Consider the following 18,126-nt stretch of genomic DNA (forward strand, 5'->3'; position numbering starts at 1 on the left):
AGTCCTTCGCCAAGCTGTGACTGGCATCTTGCGTGCCGGTTCTGTAGTTGTGGCAGCCCGATGAACAAAGAAGGACCCGTAATGGCGAACCAGACCATCGACAACGCGTTCACCGCCCGCTCCAAGACGGGGCCTTCCTTCGAGCCGACCTATGCCGGCGCGCTCTCGTTCATGCGGCGCAAATACACCAAGGATGCAAAGGGCGCGGACGCCGTCGTGTGGGGCATTCCGTTCGATGCCGCCGTCACCAACCGGCCGGGCGCGCGCTTCGGGCCGCAGGCGATCCGCCGCGCCTCGGCGATCCTCGACAACGACCCGCAATATCCGTTCTCGCGCGACCTGTTCGAGCATCTCGCCGTCATCGACTATGGCGATTGCCTGCTCGATTCGGGCAATCACCAGAAGACACCAGGCACGATCGAGCGCGAGGCGGCCAAGATCCTGAAATCGGGTGCCTTCCTGTTGTCGCTCGGCGGCGACCATTTCGTCACCTGGCCGCTGCTCAAGGCGCATGCCGCCATCCATGGGCCGCTGGCGCTGGTGCAGTTCGACGCGCATCAGGACACCTGGCCTGACGATGGCAAGCGCATCGACCACGGTTCGTTCGTCGGGCGCGCCGTCAATGAGGGCATCATCGATCCTGATCGTTCGATCCAGATCGGCATCCGCACGCATGCCCCCGATACGTTCGGCATCAAGATCCTTTACGGTCACGAGATCGAGGAGATGCGGGCTTCCGACATCGCCTATGCGATCGTCGACCGCACCGGCGGCAGGAAGACCTATCTCACCTTCGACATCGACTGCCTCGACCCGGCCTTTGCGCCCGGCACCGGCACGCCGGTTGCCGGCGGACCGTCCTCGGCGAAAATCCTGTCGACGCTGCGCCAGCTCGGCCAAGTCGATATTGTCGGCGCCGACGTCGTCGAGGTTGCGCCGGCCTATGATCACGCCGATATAACGGCGATCGCCGGCTCGATGGTGGCCATGCACTATCTCGGCCTGGTGGCCGAGCGAAAAGCGCGGGCGGAAGAGCTGAACAGCGGCAACCATGGCGCGGCAAACCATGGCCAGGGCATATAGGCCTGAATTAGCAGGGAATTGACGGGCACATGAAACCGAAAATCTTCATCGATGGCGAACACGGCACCACCGGCCTGCAGATCCGGGCGCTGCTGGCCGAGCGCGGCGACCTCGAGATCATCTCGATCCCGGCCGAGCGCCGCAAGGAAACGGCGGCGCGCGCCGAGTTCCTCAATGCAGCCGATGTCGCCATCCTGTGCCTGCCGGATGCGGCTGCCAAGGAAAGCGTATCGCTGATTGCCAACGACACCACCAAGGTGATCGACGCCTCCACGGCGCATCGCGTAGCCGAGGGCTGGGAATATGGCTTTGCCGAGATGGAAAAGGGCCAGGCCAAGATCATCGCCAATGCAAAACGCGTCGCCAATCCCGGCTGCTGGCCGCAAGGACCGATCGCGACACTGCGGCCGCTGGTCGCCGCCGGCCTGCTGCCGGCGGATTTCCCGATCACCGTCAATGGCATTTCGGGCTATTCGGGCGGCGGCCGGCCGATGATCGAGGACTATGTCGCCAAGGGCGAGGATGCCTCTGAATTCCAGGTCTATGGGCTGACCCTGCAGCACAAGCATGTGCCGGAGCTGCGCACCTATGCGAAGCTGTCGCACGATCCGATCATGCAGCCGGCGGTCGGCAATTTCGCCCAAGGCATGATCACAGTGGTGCCGCTGCAGCTCGGCGGGCTCGACCATGTGCCGGTCGGCGCCGAACTGCACGCGGCAATCGCCGACCATTTTGCCGCCATCAAGGGCGGCGTGGTCGAGGTAGCTCCTTACGAGCACGTGGAGCGCCTGCCCGAGATCAATCCCGAGGTCTATAACGGCACCAACCGCATGAAGGTCTATGTCTTTGCCAATGACGACAGGGCGCAGGCGCTGCTGATTGCGGTCTATGACAATCTCGGAAAGGGCGCCTCGGGTGCTGCCGTTCAGAACATGGATCTGATGCTCGGCCTTTAATTCAGTTGGAGAGAGCATGTTGCCCGAAAACCGCTTAACACTTTTCGGCATCACGCTCTGAATGGACGCGCCTGCATTTCCAAAGCGCTGGAAGATCAGCGCGCCCGAGCTCATTGCGGAGACGTTTTCGAGCCGCATCTGGAAGGTGCGGCGTGAGGACGGCTCGCCGGCCATCGTCAAGGCGCTCAAACCATTCGACGATGTCGAGGACGAGTTGCGCGGCGAGCACTATCTCGCATGGCGGCGCGGCGAAGGCGCGGTGCGGCTGCTTGGCCGGGACGGCCACCGCATGCTGCTCGAATATGCCGGCGACACCCTGCTTTCCGACGTTCTGGCCAAAGAAGGCGACAACGCCGCGACCGCAATCGCGGCCGAGTTGATGGGGAGACTGTTCTCGCCCTCAAGACACCCTGCCCCGCCGGACCTGCAGCCGCTGCGGACACGGTTTGCCAGCCTGTTCAAAAAGGCCGGAGCCGATCGCGACGCCGGAGAGCACAGCCTCTATATCGAGGCCGCCGAAATCGCGGACCGGCTGCTCGATGCCCCGCATGCGGTCAAGCCGCTGCATGGCGACCTGCATCACGACAACATTTTGCACGGTGCGCGCGGCTGGCTGGCGATCGACCCGAAGGGCGTGCTCGGCGATCCCGGCTTCGACGCCGCCAATCTGTTCTACAACCCACTGGGGCGCGACGACCTCTGCCTCGATCCCGAGCGCATCGCGCATATGGCTGAGATCTTCGCCAGGATACTCGGCCAGACGCCGGCTGCCATTCTCGACCATGCCATCGCCTATGGCTGCCTGTCGGCCGCATGGCATCATGAGGACGAGAATGCGGTCGACGAGAACCGCGAGCTGTCGGTTGCGGGAGTGATCCGAAAGGTGCGGCTCAGCTTCTGACCGGCGCAGCCTCGCGCTTTAGACGTAGCGAGGCAGTTCGTTCGCGAAATAGATTATTGCGACGGCCAAGACACCGTAGACGATGTACCTGCGTTCATGGGCGGCCGCGTTGGCAGTGGATAGGCGCCCTTGTTGCCGCGCCAGTGGGCGGCGGCAAATCCCAGCAGGACCAGCGCGAAGGCCTGATGGGTCAGCGCCATGTGCAGCGGCACCTGCATCAGCAGCGTGCCGATGCCGATCGAGGCCTGCACCAGCACCAGCAGAAACAGCAGCGTTGCGCGGCGTGCGTGTGTCGTGCCCGGCAGCCGCCGGCGCGTCGCTATCATATGCCAGAGCGCGATGGCAAAGACCGTATAGGCGCCGAGCCGGTGGACGAACTGCACCGTCTTCGGGTTCTCGAAGAAATTGCGCCAGGCCGGTTCGAGCAGCAGCAGCTCGCCGGGGATGATCTTGCCGTCCATCAGCGGCCAGGTGTTGTAGCTCAGGCCGGCGTCGAGCCCTGCGACCAGCCCGCCGAGATAGATCTGGACCAGCGCCAGCAGCACGATGAAACCGGCCAGTCTTTGCGTCGACCGGCCGGCGGCAGGCTCCGAATGCGGCGCCAGCCCGCGCGCGACCACCATGGTGGCAGTGAAGATCAGGGCGGCAAGCGTCAAATGCGTCGCCAGCCGGTACTGGCTGACGGAGACGCGGTCGACCAGGCCGGAGGCCACCATCCACCAGCCGATGGCGCCTTGCAGGCCACCAAGCAGCAGAATACCGACCAGCTTTGGCCCAAGGCCGCGCTCGATGCGGCGCGTCGCCCACAAGACCAGCAACGGCAGGCCGAAGACCAGGCCGACACTGCGCGCCAGGATGCGGTGCGCCCATTCCCACCAGAAGATCGATTTGAAGGCGTCCAGGCTCATGCCCTTGTTGAGCTCGGCATATTGCGGAATCTTTTGATAAAGCTGGAATTCCTCCTGCCACTCCGCGTCATTGAGCGGCGGTATCACACCGTGGATCGGCTTCCACTCGGTGATCGACAGGCCGGAATTGGTGAGCCTGGTGGCGCCGCCGACCAGCACCAGCGCAAACAGCACCAGAAGCACGACATACAGCCAGCCGCGCACCAGCGCCCGATTTTTCAAGTCGCGATCGCGGTCAATGTAAGGCGCGGCGGCTGATATGGCGGCCATGGTTGGTCCCGGCAGGTTGACGTGGCGGATTGGTGAACCATCGCAACCCGGCTGACAAGACCGGACGGCGCGGCACGCCGTCGCGCCGCATCTCCCGGGTTGCACAGGCGCGCGGTTGGGCCTAAGCGGAGGCGATCAACGAGAACGCTCATGCCCATCCGCCTGAAAAAGCTGATCGGAACTTTCCTGCTGGTGGCGCTGGTCATCATCTATGCGCTGGTCGCGTCGATCATAGCGGTCGCGCAGCTGTCGCAATCCAGCCCGCTGGTGCACTTCCTGTTCTTCCTGTTCAGCGGCCTGTTCTGGGTGCTGCCTGCGATGGGCATCATCAAATGGCTGATCCTGGAGCCGCCGCCGAAAGGCTGAAGAGCCCGCCCCAGGTTAGATGGTGACCACCATTTTGCCGGCATTGGCCAGCGGCGTCGTTAAGCCCGACAACATGGTGCGGATATGGGCGACGCTCTGGTAGCGGCCGTTGATCGAAATGCGCGGCAGCGCGTGCAGGAAGCCGGCGTGCTCGGCGTGCAGCACGCCGTGGCGAGTGGTCACCGCCGAGGCGAAGCCGGCGTCGCGGGCAAAGCCCACTTCGCGGCAGCCGACAGCGCTGGCGTAACCATAGGGGTAAGCGAGATGACGGGGGTCTTCGCCGAGCTGCGCCTGCAGTTGGCGCCTGACGTCGACGATCTCATGGCGCGCATCGCCTTCGTCGAGCCGCTTCAGATTGCGGTGGTTGACCGTATGCGCGCCGATCGTCACCAGCCTGTGCCCGGCCACGGCGCGGATATCGTCCCAAGTCATCAGCGTGCTTGGGCGCAAGCCATCGAGGTCGATGCCGTTCGAGCGCGCCAGATCGCGCAGCACAGCGCGCTGATCCTCCTCGCGCACCTCGAGCGTCAGATAGGCATGCAGACGCGCATTGGCGTGGAGTTTCTTGCCGTGGGTCGAGCAGTCGATGGTCACCGGCCCCTTCGGCGTCGCCAGCGTCAAACGCTCCCGCGCGTTGACGATATCCTCGACCACGTCCCACCATAAATCGGCGCTGCCGTCGATCAGACCCGGCGCGACATAGATGGTGATCGGCGCGTCGTGCTTTTCCAGCACTGGCAGCGCTTCGGTCATGTTGTCGCGATAGGCGTCGTCGGCGGTGATGGTGGCGAACTGGCCGTCCTTGCCGCCGGCCTTGATGCGCTCGATCGCCTCGTCGAGGGTGACGAAGGCATAGCCCCTCGACTTCATGTCGGCGACGAGAGCGTCGAGGAATCGCGGGGCGATGTTGAGGTGGCGGTTAACGCCGTCCGGCTTCTCCGGCGTGGCGGTGACCCGATGCAACATGAGGATGGCGCCAATGCCGCCGACAAACGGCTTGGCCAGCGGTGCAAGGCCGGTAAAGCGGGCGATATTAAGCGCCAGTTTCCGAACTGCCTCACCACCGTCGATCATTCATTCACCTTTTGCGCCTAGGCTCGATCCAAGCACGGAACGCGCCGACGCGAACTCCTGATCGCGACGAATACGCCTTAAGGATTGAGGTATGGTTGACGCCACCGCGTCATTTGACGGCAATCGGCTCGCCGCAAGCAAGGCGTCTGCGCGCACGCCGGCTGCCGACCAGACCAGTCTGTCGGTGTCGATCGCAGATGCTGCCGCGCTCGCCTCTTACGGCGAATTCTGCCGTTCGGCGCTGTTTGCGCCGGCGCAAAGCGCGGACTGGGTTCGTGCCTGGACGGCGCAGGCTAATCCCGATGCCGTCATTGCCACGCTGACAATCGAGGACAGGCCGGTCTTTGCACTGGCACTGGAAATCACGCGAACTGGTCCATTCCGCGTCGCCCGCTTCATGGGCGGGCGCCATGCCAACGGCAATTTCGCCGCCGCCGATCCGGCATGGCTGGCAAAGGCAGATGCTGGGGGGATCCGCAGGCTGGTGACGGCGATCGGCAAGGCGCGTCCCGACATCGATCTCGTTGCCTTGGAAAGGCTTCTGCCCGACCTCGATGGCGTTGCCAATCCGCTGGTGGCGTTCTCCAACTTTCCGAGCCCAAACCTGTCGCTCGCCGTCAATCTCGACGGTGGTTTCGATGCGCTGCTGTCGCGTGTGGGCGGCAAGCGCAAGCGCAAGAAGCACCGTTCGCAGACACGAAAATTCGAGGCGGTCGGCGTTCATCGCCGCATCGAGGCGCAGACACCCGAAGACGTGAACCGGCTGCTCGACGCTTTCTTCGAGATGAAGGAGTTCCGCTTCGCCAAGATGGGCATCGCCAATGTCTTCGGCGAGCCGGAGGTGCGGGCTTTCTTCCGTGCCCTCTTCGCCGGCGCGCTGGCCGAGGAGAAACCGGCCTTTGTGCTGCATGGGCTCGAAGTGGCCGGCAAGCTGCGTGCAATCACCGGCTCGAGCCGCTCGGGCAAACGCCTGATCTGCGAATTCGGCGCCATCGCCGAGGACGATCTCGGCCACACCAGCCCCGGCGATTTCCTTTTCTTCGACATCATCGAGGAAGCCTGCCAAACAGGCTTCGATGTCTATGATTTCTCGGTCGGCGACGAGCCCTACAAGCGGCTCTGGTGCGATATCGAGACCCAGCATTTCGAGGTGCTGGCGCCCCTGACGCTGAAGGGACGCGCCCTGGCGTCGGCGCTGCGGCAGGGCGCACGGGCGAAAGCCTTCATCAAGAACAACCCGACGGTCTGGAAGCTGACCAAGATGCTGCGCCGCAAGGCCGCCGGACAGGCAGCGCCCGCTCCCACGGACGACGAAAACTAGCGTTCAGAAATTCAGCGCTTCGCGGAGCGCCGGGCCGGCCCTGACCCGCAGGTCGAGATCTGCCTCGATGTGGTCGATATGGTGCAGCATCAGCCGGCTCACCAACCCGCAATCGCCGCTTTCCAGCGCGCCGACCATTTCCGTGTGCTCACTGTGTCCGCAGGCCGACACGCCGGATCGTCCGTAAAGGGCGATGACCAGCGACGAACGCGCCACCAGCTCCTCCATGAAGCGCTGCAGGATGGCATTGCCGGCGACGGAGGCGAGCAGCAGATGGAAATCGCCCGACGCCTTGATTTCGGAGCGCCGGGCGGTTGGGCCGCGCTCGGCGATGAAGCGGCCTTCCTCGTCGAGCTGCGCGCGGAACGCAGCGATATCGGTGGCTGTGACCCGCCCACAGGCGGCAATGGCTATGCCCGGCTCGATCAGCCGGCGCGATGCGAACACCTGGCGCGCTTCCTCGGGCGAAGGGTTGGCGACGAAGGCGCCACGGTTGCGCTCGGTACGCACCAGCCCCTCGAAGGACAGCATCTGCAGCGCCGCGCGCGCGACGGTGCGCGAGACGTCGAACAGCGTGCCGACCTCGCCTTCCGACAGCTTGGTGCCGGGCGTCAGCCGACGGTCGACGATGGCGTCCCGCAGATTGTCGCGAATCGCCTGGGCGCGATCCTGGTTGGCGCTGTCGGCGGAATGGATCTGATCGGCAATGTTCATGGCGATGATGGTTCCCAGCCTCTCCTAGCGCGACTCGTCGCCTGCGCACGAGAGGCAAAGTGGACACGAAGCCAAAAAAGATTGCATACGATTCTTGTGCAGATCGCGCACAATCGCCCATAATTTGTGCAATGCACAAGATAGCCTACCGGCTAGGCAGTGGGCAAGAACCCCGATTTCGCTGTCGATTCAAACGCTTGGGCCGATTGCCGCCGATTGGCACGCATAATGCATTGGTTAATGCGACCAAACGGGGAAGCCTGAATGTCCAAAGCCGCCGAGATCGACATCGTCTCCGTTTCGAAAGTGTACGGAACGACGACTGCCGTCGAGGCCATCAGCCTGAAAATACCGGCAGGCACCTATTGCTGCCTGCTTGGCCCCTCCGGCTGCGGCAAGACCTCGACGCTGCGCATGATCGCCGGCCACGAAAGCATTTCGTCGGGCGATGTCCGCCTCGGCAACATTGTCGTCACCGACCTGCCGCCGGCAAAGCGTGGCACGGCGATGATGTTCCAGTCCTATGCGCTGTTTCCGCATCTCGACCTTGTCGACAATGTCGCCTTCAGCCTGAAGATGAAGGGCGTCGACAAGGAGCAGCGCCGTGCCAAGGCGCTCGACATGCTCAAGCTGATGCAGATGGAGGCCTATGCGACGCGCCGGCCGGCGCAGCTTTCCGGCGGCCAGCAGCAGCGTGTTGCACTCGCCCGCGCTCTGATCACCGATCCCGAGGCGCTGCTGCTCGACGAGCCGCTGTCGGCACTCGACCCGTTCCTGAAGATACGCATGCGCGCCGAGCTGAAGAAATTGCAGACCTCGCTTGGCATCACTTTCGTCCACGTCACCCACAGCCAGGAAGAGGCCATGGCCTTGGCGGACCTGATCGTGGTGATGAATGACGGCCGCATCGAACAGGCGGCGCCGCCGCGAGATGTGTTCGAAAGGCCGGCCACCGCCTTCGTCGCGCGCTTCATGGGTGACCACAATGTCATCTCCGGCCGGGTTACCGGCGCGCGCGACGGCATGGTCGTCTTCGACGTCAATGGTGGCGCCTCGCTCGCCGCCCGCGGGCAAGGCCGGGAGGCGGGCCAGGAGGTGGGCACGCCGATCGACATCGCCATCCGCACCGACCATGTGCGCATCGGCGAAGCACCCTCTCCCGGCCTCGGCTTCACCGGCATCGTCTCCAACATCGAATATCGCGGCGCCACGGTGAAGCTGTCGGTCACCGGCGGCGGCATCGACGATTTCACCGTTATCATCGACGATTCCGACTTCTTCGCCAAACCCGTCGCCCTTGGCGACGCCGTACCGCTCGCCTGGGATTCCGAGGACGCCATCGTCCTCGGCCGCCTTCATTCATGAATTCAACGAAGCAAAACAAAACAGGGGAATAGGAATGACAAAAACAGTAGAAACAAAGACCGGAATTTCGCGCCGTTCGTTGCTCAAGACAGGTGCGGCCGCCGTCGGCCTCGCCGCAGGCTCGGGCGCCATTACAGGCTTCCCGACCATCTGGGCGCAGTCCAACATCACGCTGCGCCAGTTCGGCACCGGCGTGTCGAACCTGAACGCGATCGCCGACAAGTGCAAGGCCGACCTCGGCATCACGCTGGAAATGACGGCGACCGATTCGGACGCGGCCGCCCAGCGCGCCGTGACCCAGCCCGACAGCTATGACATCGCCGACATCGAATACTGGATCTGCAAGAAGGTGTTCCCGAGCGGCGTGCTGCAGCCGATGGATGTCAGTAAGCTGAAATACTACGACGAACTGGTGCCGTTGTTCAAAACCGGCAAGCTGACGCCCGACAGCATCATTGCCCAGGGCACCGCGCCGCACACGGTCGGCTATGTCGAAGCGCAGGACTCAAAGACCTTCGCCAAGGCGCCGACCAAGTGGTTCACCATGGTGCCGACGATCTACAACGCCGATACGCTAGGCATCCGGCCCGACCTCGTCGGCCGCGACATCACCACCTGGGCCGACATCATGGACCCGGCCTTCAAGGGCAAGACCGCGATCCTCAACATCCCGTCCATCGGCATCATGGATGCGGCCATGATCATGGAGGCCACAGGCAGCATCGAATATGCTGACAAGGGCAACATGACCAAGGAAGAGATCGACAAGACGATCGACTTCCTCATCAAGGCCAAGCAGGCCGGCCAGTTCCGCGCCTTCTGGAAGTCGTTCGACGAGAGCGTCAACCTGATGGCATCGGGCGAGGTGGTCATCCAGTCGATGTGGTCGCCGGCCGTCGCCGCCGTCCGCTCCAAGGGCATCGCCTGCCGCTTCCAGCCGCTCAAGGAAGGCTATCGTTCATGGGGCGGCGGCCTTGGACTTGCCGCCCATCTGAAAGGCGCCGAGCTCGACGCGGCCTACGAATACATCAACTGGTATACGTCGGGCTGGGTCGGCGGCTATCTCAACCGCCAGGGCTACTATTCCGCCAATATGGTCTCGGCCAAGAAGTTCATGTCCGAGGACGAATGGGGCTACTGGATCGAAGGCAAGCCGGCCAAGGGCGAGATCAAGGCGCCGGACGGCACCGTCATGGAAAAGGCCGGCGCCGTGCGCGACGGCGGCTCGTTCGAAGAGCGTATGGGCAAAGTCGCCTGCTGGAACTCGGTCATGGACGAGGACCGCTACATGGTGAAGCGCTGGAACGAGTTCATCGCGGCGTAGAGCGGACGCGTTCACTGTGATGTTGCGATCCTTCGCGCCCCCCTCTGTCCTGCCGGACATCTCCCCCACTTGGGGGGAGATTGGCAGCGTCATGGCCGGCTCTTCGTTAGCAACGTTGGAGTTTGGCGAAGGCCGTTATGAGAGTTCGATCTCCCCGCTCGTGGGGGAGATGTCCGGCAGGACAGAGGGGGGCGCGAAGGATCGCAAGTCATCGCGATCACACGGAGGATTTTCCCAATGACAGTCGCGCTCGAAAGCCCCGCCATCGCAGCAGCCAAGCCCGCCAGACACCGCCGCTTCTCCATCAGTGCCGTCACGCCCTACCTCCAATCGGCGCCGCTGGCGCTCATCCTCGGTGCGTTCCTGCTCTTGCCAATCATCATGATCGTCGTCGTCTCCTTCTGGGACTACGACTTCGCCGCCATGTATCCGGATTTCCTGACGACGAACTATTCCGACGTGCTGGGATCATGGGTCACCTGGAAGACCTATCTCAACACCATCAAATTCGCTGCCATCGTCTGGGCTCTGACCTTGTTCATCGGCTTCTGGGTCGCCTATTTCCTCGCCTTCCATATCCGCACCACCGCCATGCAGATGGTGCTGTTCCTTGTCTGCACGGTGCCGTTCCTGACCTCCAACATCATCCGCATGATCTCGTGGATCCCGGTGCTTGGCCGCAACGGGTTGATCAACTCGACGCTGGTGCAATTGGGGCTGGTGCCAAAACCCATCGAATGGCTGCTCTATTCGGAATTCGCCGTGGTGCTGGCCATGGTGCATCTCTACACGCTGTTCATGGTAACGCCGATCTTCAACACGTTGATGCGCATCGACCGCTCGCTGGTCGAGGCCGCGCGCGATGCCGGCGCGTCCGGCTGGCAGGTCTTGTGGAACGTCGTCATCCCGCTGGCCAAGCCCGGCATGGCGATCGGCACCATCTTCGTCGTCACGCTGGTGATGGCCGATTTCTCCACTGTGCAGGTGATGTCGGGCGGCCAGAGCGCGTCGGTCGCACTGATGATGAAGAACCAGATGTCGCTGCTGCAGTATCCCGCAGCCGCCGCCAATGCCGTGGTGTTGCTGGTGTTGGTACTGTTGATGGTCGCGGGCATCCTGCGCATCGTCGACATCCGCAAGGAGCTTTGAGGTGAGCCACGAAAAACGCACCCTCGAATTCTATGTGCTTGCGGTCTTCTTCACTCTGTTCGTGCTGTTCCTCTACGGCCCGCTGTCGGCGATCCTGATCCTTTCTTTCCAAGGCGAGACCGGCGGCCTCACCTTCCCGCTCAATGGCGTGTCGCTGCACTGGTTCGCCAATCTGTTCGAGCGCCAGGCGGTCGGCGATTTCGGCGGCAGCTTCAAGCGCTCGCTCGTGCTCGGCCTTATGGTGATGATCGTCACCGTCGTCGTGTCGCTGCTGGCGGGGCTCGCTTTCCGGCAAAAATTTCGTGGCGCCACCGCTTTGTTCTACCTGGCGGTCGCCAGCCTCGTAGTACCCTCGATCATCATTTCGCTCGGCATCGGCGTCGTCTTCCAGCAGGTCGGCTTCCGCCCAGCCTGGTACACATCGGCCTTCGGCGCGCACCTGACCTGGACCTTGCCCTTCGGCGTGCTCATCATGTTCGCCGTCTTCAACCGCTTCTCGCCCGCCTATGAGGAAGCCGCGCGTGACCTGGGCGCCAACTCCTGGCAGACCTTCGCCCATGTCGTGCTGCCGATGATCGCGCCGAGCCTGATCGGCGTCGGCCTGTTCGGCTTCACGCTGTCCTATGACGAGTTCGCCCGCACGCTGATGACGTCGGGCACCTTCAACACGCTGCCGCTCGAGATCTACGGCATGACCACCAATGTCACGACGCCGGTGCTCTACGCGCTGGGCACGGTGACCACCGTGTTCTCCTTCCTGGTGATCCTGGCCACACTGGGCGCCATCCTCTATGTTGGCCGCAGGCGGGCCAGGGTTTGATTGTGCAGATACTGGTGGTGAACCCCAACACGACGGCGAGCATGACCGAGACGATCGCGGCGGCGGCGCGCGGCGTTGCCGGCGCCGGGACCGAGGTGATCGCGGTCACCTCCTCGATGGGCCCGGCCTCGATCGAGGGCTATTATGACGAGGCATTGGCCGTGCCCGGCCTTTTGATGGAGATCGCCGCCGGCGAACGTGCCGGGGCTCAGGCCGCCATCATCGCCTGCTTCGACGATACCGGCCTGGATGCGGCACGCGCCATGGCCTCCATTCCGGTCATCGGCATCTGCGAGGCCGCACTCAGTGTCGCCTCCTACATTGCCCAGCGCTTCACAGTGGTGACGACCACCGAACGCTCGCGTGTCCCTGTCGAGGGGCTGGTGCAGCGCTATGGCATGGCCGGGCGTGCCCGCGTGCGCGCCGCCGACATTCCCGTACTCTCGCTTGAAGACGCTGCTTCCGGCGCTGTCGAGAAACTGCGCGCCGAGATCGCCCGCGCCATAGCGGAAGACCGCGCCGAGGCCATCGTGCTCGGCTGCGCCGGCATGGCCGACCTGGCACACCGGTTGCAGCAAGAGTTCGACCTGCCCGTCATCGACGGCGTCGGCGCCGCCCTCAAACAGGCCGAGGCGCTGATCGCATTGGGCCTGTCGACCTCGAAGCGCGGCTCCTATGCCAGTCCGCTGGCCAAGCCCTATCGCGGCGTGCTGAAATCCTTCTCGCCGGGGGTGGTCGCCGCGGAGTGAACGCTATGAAGCCTACCGTCCGCGCATTGTCTCCGCCGGAACTGACCGTTCTCATCGACTGGGCGGCGGCTGAAGGCTGGAACCCTGGCCTTGACGATGCCGCGGCGTTCCGGCCAACCGATCCTGAAGGGTTCATCGGCGCTTTTGTCGACAACGAGATGACCGCCGCCATCTCGGCTGTCGCCTATGGCGGCAACTTCGGTTTCATCGGTCTCTACATCTGCCGACCAGACATGCGCGGCAAAGGCCATGGCAAAGCAGTCTGGAATGCGGGCATGGCCAGGCTGGCCGGCCGAACGGTCGGCCTCGACGGGGTCGCCGCGCAGCTGGCGAATTATCGCCGCACGGGATTCAGCTCGGCGTACGAAACCATCCGCTTCAGCGGCCGTATCGCGACCCCGCCCGTCCGAAGCGAAGGGGTGCGCATGATAACCACGCAACTCGTGCCCGACATCATCGTCTATGACGCCCGCTGTTTCCCCGCGCCTCGACGAGCCTTCCTGCACCGCTGGGCGCAGCCGCCGCATTGCGGGTTCGCCGCGATCAGTTCACTCGGCACCATAGGCTACGCCGTGGCTCGTCCCTGCCGTTCGGGTTACAAGATCGGCCCGCTGTTTGCCGACGACACCGAGACGGCGATGCAGCTCATGGGCAGTCTGGCTGCCGCATGCGAAGGTGGCGACCTGCATATCGACGTTCCTGCCGAAAATTTCGATTTCACCACGGCGCTTTCAGCAATTGGTTTCAGGCCGACCTTCACCACCACGCGCATGTACAAGGGCCCGCCTCCGAAGGTCGACTCGCGCCGAATATTTGGCGTGACGACCCTGGAGTTGGGGTAGATCCCGGCGCCGACTGACAGGCTTGGTTTTTCGGGAGCCGGCGGGCGATGGACGAGCCGATCCGTAGTAGCGCCGCCTAAGTCGAATTGTCTGATGTCTCAGGCGGCGCTACGTCGTCCCGGCACGGGGTTACCCGGCGTCTCGTGGCCGATCGGCGTCACCAGAGTGAGGTCGGGATAGCCGCTTTCGATCAGCTCGACGGCGGCCTGCGCCACCTCATCGTCCGCCTGCAGCATGGACATGAAGACCTCGGTGCTGTCGCCGACCAGTCGGCTGATGCCTTGCGCATCGGCCGGTCCGCATTCGACGATGACCAGATCATAGGCGGTGGTCAGCGACTGCATGATGATCGGCAGCCGGTCGGCGGCGCGCATGGCGCGAACCGGATCGGCGGTGCCGACGGGAACGACATGGCAGTCCGAATAGAGGTCGGCGTGGATGACGTCGCTGAACTGCGCTTCCGAAGCCAGCAGATTGGTGATGCCGGGGAAAAGTCCGCTGTCCAGCATCGGCCGCGAGGCGGCACCTGACGCCGTGAGATCGAGCAGCAGCACGCGCAGGCCAGCGTCGGAGACTTCGCGCGCTACCAGCACTGCCGATGCAGCCGCCTCATCGCCTTCGGGCGACACGAAGATGGCGCGCGCAGCACCGCTGGCGATCAGCTTTTCCGCCGCCTTCTCGACATCGATCTCGCCAAGGCTGGAGCGGACAGGTTCGGCTTGCGGTTCGGAACCGGCAGCCGCTGCTCCTTCCAGCACTGAAGGAGCCGGCTCGGGCTCTGGCACCAGTTCAGACTCCACGGTCGTCGGCTGATCGTCCACTTCCACGACCTCAGGAGCCGGTTCCGGGTGGACGACCGGCGCCGACATTGCCGACATCGCAACCTGCTCGATACGCTCGAAGCGCGCCCCTGGGGCCGGACGCATGGCGCGGCCGGAAAACAGCTCCTGCAGCAGCGTGATGACCGACATCAGCAGCAGCGAGCCGACTAAGGCGGCGCCGACGATCGGCACGAGCTTGGGGAAATAGGGTTCCGACGGCACGCGCGCCTCGGAAAACACGCTGGCATCGACCGGCAGGTAATTCTTGCGCGAGGACACTTCGCGGAAGCTCGCCATATAGGATTCAAGCTGCTGGCGCCGGACGTTCGCCTCACGCTGCAGCGCATCCAGCTGGACCTGCTCCTCGCCGGCGCGCGACGACGCCGCTTTCAGCTTGTTGACGTCGGATATCAGCTGGTTTTCGCGCGCCTGGGCGGTCTGCGCCTGCGTCAGCAACCCGCGCATGATTTTTTGCGCTTCGTTGCGGATCTGGCCGTCGAGATCGGCAAGCTGCGACCTCATCGCCCGCAGGCGGGGATGGTTGTCGAGCAAGGTGGTGGAAAGATCGGCGATGTTGGTTCTGAGCTCGATCTGACGCTCACGCAGCCGCTGGATCAGATCGGAAGACAGCACTTCGGGTACAGCGTCCAGCGAACCGCCATTCTGCAAAGCCTGGCGCACCCTTTCGGCCGTTGCCTCAGCCGAGGCGCGGCTGGCGCGCACACGCGACAGCTCGCTCGATAGTTCGGACAATTGCTGGGTCGCCAGCACCGAATTGTTGCCAGCCATCAACAGGTCCGACTGAGCGGAGCGGAAGGCCGCGACCTTGGCCTCTGCATCCCTGACCTGCTTCTGCAGCTCCTCGATCTCCGGCCCGAGGAAGGCGGTCGCGGCCGCGTTCGACGTGGTCTTGGCATCCGCCTGATAGGCCATGTAGGCCTTGGCGATGGCATTCGGAATATCGGCGGCAAGCTGGCGGTCTTCCGAGGAAAATTCGACGGCGATGGCACGCGTCTTCTCCACGCCATAGACGTTTAGCTTGTCGCGCATTTTAGTCAGCACGCGCTCTTCGAGCGGAATCTCTGCCGGATCACTTTTCAGTCCGGCAATGACAAGAAGTCGGGCTACCGGCGACATGCCGAGCGCATCGTTGAACTCGGGCTTGTCGCCCAGATGCAGATTGCCAGCCACCTTATTGAGAATGTCGGACGAGGAAATGACCTGAACCTCGGTTGCTACACCTTCCGCATCGAGCACAGGTTTGTCGTCTTCATTGGTACCGGCAGGCCGCGTATAGGCCGATTCGCTCAACTGGATTTTCAGCTGCGTCGTCGCCTTGTAATGCGGCGTGGCAAGCCACGCGAACGCGAAGGCGAGACCAGTGACGAGAAGCGTGATCACAAGAATGCGCAGCCAGTTCCGCGCCAGGCTGGCGAAGAGCTGTCTCAGGTCGACATCGACATCTGCGGCCGCGGACTGGTCGGACATGCATTCCTGCTCCGGAACATGAGGCTAGATGGTAGCGTAAACAACTATGGTAACTCAGCCGTTAAGATCGCGGTAAGCAGCTGTTAGGGTTTGCTGACATCCGGTAAACAAAGCCAGCAAAACTATACGGCTTTTTGTCGATTGGCGCCAAATCGGCCGCGTCCCTTTACCGGCCATTAACCCTAACAGGATGATAACGAACCCAGATCCTTAAGGTTTGCCGCCGTGTCCTGGCGGCCATAGCGACGAAGGTGTGTGTCCGATCATGAAAAGCGCTGCTGGTCTGTTTCGCGCTCTGCTGGCCGTGTCGATGCTCGCCGGCTGCTCCAGCTACCGGCCGACGCCGGCGGCCTTCCACGAGGTACTCGACCAGCCCTATCGGCTCGGCGCCGGCGACCGTGTCCGCGTCACCGTGTTCGAACAGGACGGTCTGACCAACACCTACAGTGTCGATCAGTCCGGCTACATGTCCTTCCCGCTGGTCGGCGCGGTGCCGGCGCGCGGCCACACGGCCCAGCAGCTGGAAAAAGCGCTCGCCGACAAACTGCGCCAAGGCTATCTGCGCGACCCCGACGTGTCGGTCGAGATCGATCGCTACCGGCCGATCTTCGTCATGGGCGAAGTGGGCGCCGCCGGCCAGTATTCCTACGTGCCGGGCCTCACCGTGCAGAAGGCCATCGCGATTGCCGGCGGTTTCTCGCCGCGCGCCAACCAGGAAAGCGTCGACATCACCCGCGACATCAACGGCAAGGTGATGACAGGCCGGGTGGTTACCTCCGATCCGCTGCTGCCGGGCGACACGGTCTACGTTCGCGAACGCCTGTTCTGACATCAACGTGGCGGACCAGCTCAGGATCGTCCACTGCTTTCGCTCACCCGTCGGCGGGATCTTCCGGCATGTGCGCGACCTGACGGAGGCCCAGCTCGCCGCCGGACATGTTGTCGGCATCGTCTGCGATTCGACCACCGGCGGCGAACACGAGGAACGCCTGTTCGACCAGATGAAGGACAGCCTGGCGCTCGGCATCCATCGCACGCCGATGCAGCGCCATGTCGGGCCGGGCGACTTCGCCTCGGCCTGGCGCACTTACAGGATCATCAAGGAATTGCAGCCGGACGTGTTGCACGGACATGGCGCCAAAGGTGGCGCCTATGCCCGTCTGTTCGGCTCATTGTTGCGGGTATCTAGGTCTCGCGTAGCCCGCCTCTATTCGCCGCATGGCGGCTCCCTCCACTATGATGAAACGACGACGACCGGGAAGCTGTTCTTCGCGCTCGAGCGCTTCATGGCGCGCTTCACCGACTGCCTGCTGTTCGTCTCCGACTATGAGCGGCGCACCTATCGCAGGAAGGTCGGCGAACCGCCTATCCCGAACACGCTGGTCTATAACGGCCTGCGCGCCGCCGAGTTCGAACCGGTGGTCGCACAGCCCGACGCGGCCGACCTGCTCTACATCGGCATGATGCGCGACCTCAAAGGGCCTGACATTTTCATCGACGCGCTGGTGCTGGCCGGGTCCCAGCTTGAGCGCCGCTTGACCGCGGTCATGGTCGGCGATGGCGACGACCTGCCGCGCTACCATGCGCAGGTGAAACGGCTGGGCCTCGGAAAACAGGTCCGCTTCTTGCCGCCTATGCCAGCCAGGGAGGCCTTTGCACTGGCCGACCTCGTGGTTGTGCCGTCGCGCGCGGAAGCCATGCCCTATATCGTGCTGGAGACGCTGGCCGCCGGCAGGCCGATGATCGCCACGGCCGTCGGCGGCATTCCCGAAATCTTCGGTGAGGGATCCCCTGCCCTGATCCGTCCCGATCCGCGCCAACTCGGCGACAAGGTGGGTGAAGCGCTGCGCGATCTCGACGCCTACCGGCGCGTCATGCCCAACACCGCCAGGCTCAGGGCGCGATTCGGCGCCGATGTGATGGCCGCCGAAATCGAAAAGGCCTATTTCGCCGCGCTCAACAGATAGACGACCGT

The 18,126-nt window shown here is 63.6% G+C and carries 17 protein-coding genes; 13 read left to right on the top strand and 4 right to left on the bottom strand.

What is annotated here, in order from left to right:
- The first annotated feature begins 81 nt into the window (after nt 1-81).
- The 3 genes from speB to NLY43_RS03790 all read left to right on the top strand — a co-directional run bounded on the left by speB (nt 82) and on the right by NLY43_RS03790 (nt 2,940).
- Nucleotides 82-1,083: an agmatinase gene (speB, locus tag NLY43_RS03780; RefSeq protein WP_023669405.1), complete on the top strand. Its 1,002-nt coding sequence runs from the start codon at nt 82-84 to the stop codon at nt 1,081-1,083.
- Between the two features lie 29 nt (nt 1,084-1,112).
- Nucleotides 1,113-2,039, top strand: a complete 927-nt coding sequence (gene argC, locus NLY43_RS03785) for an N-acetyl-gamma-glutamyl-phosphate reductase (protein ID WP_023700521.1) — start codon at nt 1,113-1,115, stop codon at nt 2,037-2,039.
- 61 nt (nt 2,040-2,100) lie between these two features.
- Complete coding sequence (locus NLY43_RS03790) at nt 2,101-2,940, top strand: aminoglycoside phosphotransferase family protein (protein WP_023711530.1); 840 nt, start codon at nt 2,101-2,103, stop codon at nt 2,938-2,940.
- Between the two features lie 53 nt (nt 2,941-2,993).
- Here the strand turns inward: NLY43_RS03790 and NLY43_RS03795 are convergent, their stop codons facing one another.
- A complete protein-coding gene (locus NLY43_RS03795) occupies nt 2,994-4,118 on the bottom strand; it encodes a COX15/CtaA family protein (RefSeq protein WP_023669402.1) in 1,125 nt (374 codons plus the stop codon).
- A gap of 150 nt (nt 4,119-4,268) precedes the next feature.
- On the opposite strand from NLY43_RS03795, the gene NLY43_RS03800 reads away from it, so the two are divergent.
- The gene (locus tag NLY43_RS03800; RefSeq protein ID WP_023669401.1) at nt 4,269-4,484 is read left to right on the top strand and encodes a DUF2842 domain-containing protein; all 216 of its coding nucleotides are present in this window, start codon (nt 4,269-4,271) and stop codon (nt 4,482-4,484) included.
- A gap of 15 nt (nt 4,485-4,499) precedes the next feature.
- Here NLY43_RS03800 and NLY43_RS03805 read toward each other — a convergent pair whose 3' ends face one another.
- Complete coding sequence (locus tag NLY43_RS03805; protein WP_023711531.1) at nt 4,500-5,558, bottom strand: polysaccharide deacetylase family protein; 1,059 nt, start codon at nt 5,556-5,558, stop codon at nt 4,500-4,502.
- Between the two features lie 91 nt (nt 5,559-5,649).
- Between NLY43_RS03805 and NLY43_RS03810 the strand changes: the two genes are divergently transcribed.
- The gene (locus NLY43_RS03810) at nt 5,650-6,879 is read left to right on the top strand and encodes a GNAT family N-acetyltransferase (RefSeq protein ID WP_023669399.1); all 1,230 of its coding nucleotides are present in this window, start codon (nt 5,650-5,652) and stop codon (nt 6,877-6,879) included.
- Between the two features lie 3 nt (nt 6,880-6,882).
- Here the strand turns inward: NLY43_RS03810 and NLY43_RS03815 are convergent, their stop codons facing one another.
- Complete coding sequence (locus tag NLY43_RS03815; protein WP_023669398.1) at nt 6,883-7,593, bottom strand: GntR family transcriptional regulator; 711 nt, start codon at nt 7,591-7,593, stop codon at nt 6,883-6,885.
- Nucleotides 7,594-7,857: 264 nt separating this feature from the next.
- Here NLY43_RS03815 and NLY43_RS03820 point away from each other — a divergent pair, with 264 nt between their 5' ends.
- From NLY43_RS03820 to NLY43_RS03845, 6 genes are all read left to right on the top strand, one after another.
- A complete protein-coding gene (locus tag NLY43_RS03820) occupies nt 7,858-8,958 on the top strand; it encodes an ABC transporter ATP-binding protein (protein ID WP_023689478.1) in 1,101 nt (366 codons plus the stop codon).
- A 34-nt stretch (nt 8,959-8,992) separates the two neighbouring features.
- A complete protein-coding gene (locus NLY43_RS03825; RefSeq protein WP_023700524.1) occupies nt 8,993-10,282 on the top strand; it encodes an ABC transporter substrate-binding protein in 1,290 nt (429 codons plus the stop codon).
- Between the two features lie 237 nt (nt 10,283-10,519).
- Nucleotides 10,520-11,431, top strand: a complete 912-nt coding sequence (locus tag NLY43_RS03830) for an ABC transporter permease (protein WP_023700525.1) — start codon at nt 10,520-10,522, stop codon at nt 11,429-11,431.
- A gap of 1 nt (nt 11,432) precedes the next feature.
- Nucleotides 11,433-12,251 carry an ABC transporter permease gene (locus tag NLY43_RS03835; RefSeq protein WP_023669394.1) on the top strand — a complete coding sequence of 273 codons (819 nt, stop codon included), beginning with the start codon at nt 11,433-11,435 and terminating at the stop codon, nt 12,249-12,251.
- Nucleotides 12,252-12,253: 2 nt separating this feature from the next.
- The gene (locus NLY43_RS03840; RefSeq protein ID WP_023669393.1) at nt 12,254-13,000 is read left to right on the top strand and encodes an aspartate/glutamate racemase family protein; all 747 of its coding nucleotides are present in this window, start codon (nt 12,254-12,256) and stop codon (nt 12,998-13,000) included.
- Between the two features lie 5 nt (nt 13,001-13,005).
- Nucleotides 13,006-13,842 carry a GNAT family N-acetyltransferase gene (locus NLY43_RS03845; protein WP_023669392.1) on the top strand — a complete coding sequence of 279 codons (837 nt, stop codon included), beginning with the start codon at nt 13,006-13,008 and terminating at the stop codon, nt 13,840-13,842.
- Nucleotides 13,843-13,940: 98 nt separating this feature from the next.
- Here the strand turns inward: NLY43_RS03845 and NLY43_RS03850 are convergent, their stop codons facing one another.
- The gene (locus NLY43_RS03850) at nt 13,941-16,151 is read right to left on the bottom strand and encodes a GumC family protein (protein ID WP_023711532.1); all 2,211 of its coding nucleotides are present in this window, start codon (nt 16,149-16,151) and stop codon (nt 13,941-13,943) included.
- Nucleotides 16,152-16,416: 265 nt separating this feature from the next.
- On the opposite strand from NLY43_RS03850, the gene NLY43_RS03855 reads away from it, so the two are divergent.
- Together NLY43_RS03855 and NLY43_RS03860 are read left to right on the top strand one after the other, a co-directional pair.
- Nucleotides 16,417-16,980, top strand: coding sequence for a polysaccharide biosynthesis/export family protein (locus NLY43_RS03855; RefSeq protein WP_023669390.1), 564 nt, complete (start codon nt 16,417-16,419; stop codon nt 16,978-16,980).
- 7 nt (nt 16,981-16,987) lie between these two features.
- Nucleotides 16,988-18,118 (top strand): glycosyltransferase, encoded by a 1,131-nt coding sequence (locus NLY43_RS03860; protein WP_023711533.1) that lies wholly within the window; start codon nt 16,988-16,990, stop codon nt 18,116-18,118.
- The last annotated feature ends 8 nt before the right edge of the window (nt 18,119-18,126 follow it).

The organism is Mesorhizobium sp. C416B (genome assembly GCF_030323165.1).
Classification (GTDB): Bacteria; Pseudomonadota; Alphaproteobacteria; order Rhizobiales; family Rhizobiaceae; genus Mesorhizobium.

Excerpts from the sequence above, each read along its gene's own strand:
- NLY43_RS03855 (WP_023669390.1), top strand. The coding sequence starts at position 16,417 with ATGAAAAGCGCTGCTGGTCTGTTTCGCGCTCTGCTGGCCGTGTCGATG.
- NLY43_RS03820 (WP_023689478.1), top strand. The coding sequence starts at position 7,858 with ATGTCCAAAGCCGCCGAGATCGACATCGTCTCCGTTTCGAAAGTGTAC.
- NLY43_RS03790 (WP_023711530.1), top strand. The coding sequence starts at position 2,101 with ATGGACGCGCCTGCATTTCCAAAGCGCTGGAAGATCAGCGCGCCCGAG.
- speB (WP_023669405.1), top strand. The coding sequence starts at position 82 with ATGGCGAACCAGACCATCGACAACGCGTTCACCGCCCGCTCCAAGACG.
- NLY43_RS03850 (WP_023711532.1), bottom strand. The coding sequence starts at position 16,151 with ATGTCCGACCAGTCCGCGGCCGCAGATGTCGATGTCGACCTGAGACAG.
- NLY43_RS03830 (WP_023700525.1), top strand. The coding sequence starts at position 10,520 with ATGACAGTCGCGCTCGAAAGCCCCGCCATCGCAGCAGCCAAGCCCGCC.
- NLY43_RS03825 (WP_023700524.1), top strand. The coding sequence starts at position 8,993 with ATGACAAAAACAGTAGAAACAAAGACCGGAATTTCGCGCCGTTCGTTG.
- NLY43_RS03810 (WP_023669399.1), top strand. The coding sequence starts at position 5,650 with ATGGTTGACGCCACCGCGTCATTTGACGGCAATCGGCTCGCCGCAAGC.
- argC (WP_023700521.1), top strand. The coding sequence starts at position 1,113 with ATGAAACCGAAAATCTTCATCGATGGCGAACACGGCACCACCGGCCTG.
- NLY43_RS03805 (WP_023711531.1), bottom strand. The coding sequence starts at position 5,558 with ATGATCGACGGTGGTGAGGCAGTTCGGAAACTGGCGCTTAATATCGCC.
- NLY43_RS03800 (WP_023669401.1), top strand. The coding sequence starts at position 4,269 with ATGCCCATCCGCCTGAAAAAGCTGATCGGAACTTTCCTGCTGGTGGCG.
- NLY43_RS03815 (WP_023669398.1), bottom strand. The coding sequence starts at position 7,593 with ATGAACATTGCCGATCAGATCCATTCCGCCGACAGCGCCAACCAGGAT.
- NLY43_RS03845 (WP_023669392.1), top strand. The coding sequence starts at position 13,006 with ATGAAGCCTACCGTCCGCGCATTGTCTCCGCCGGAACTGACCGTTCTC.
- NLY43_RS03795 (WP_023669402.1), bottom strand. The coding sequence starts at position 4,118 with ATGGCCGCCATATCAGCCGCCGCGCCTTACATTGACCGCGATCGCGAC.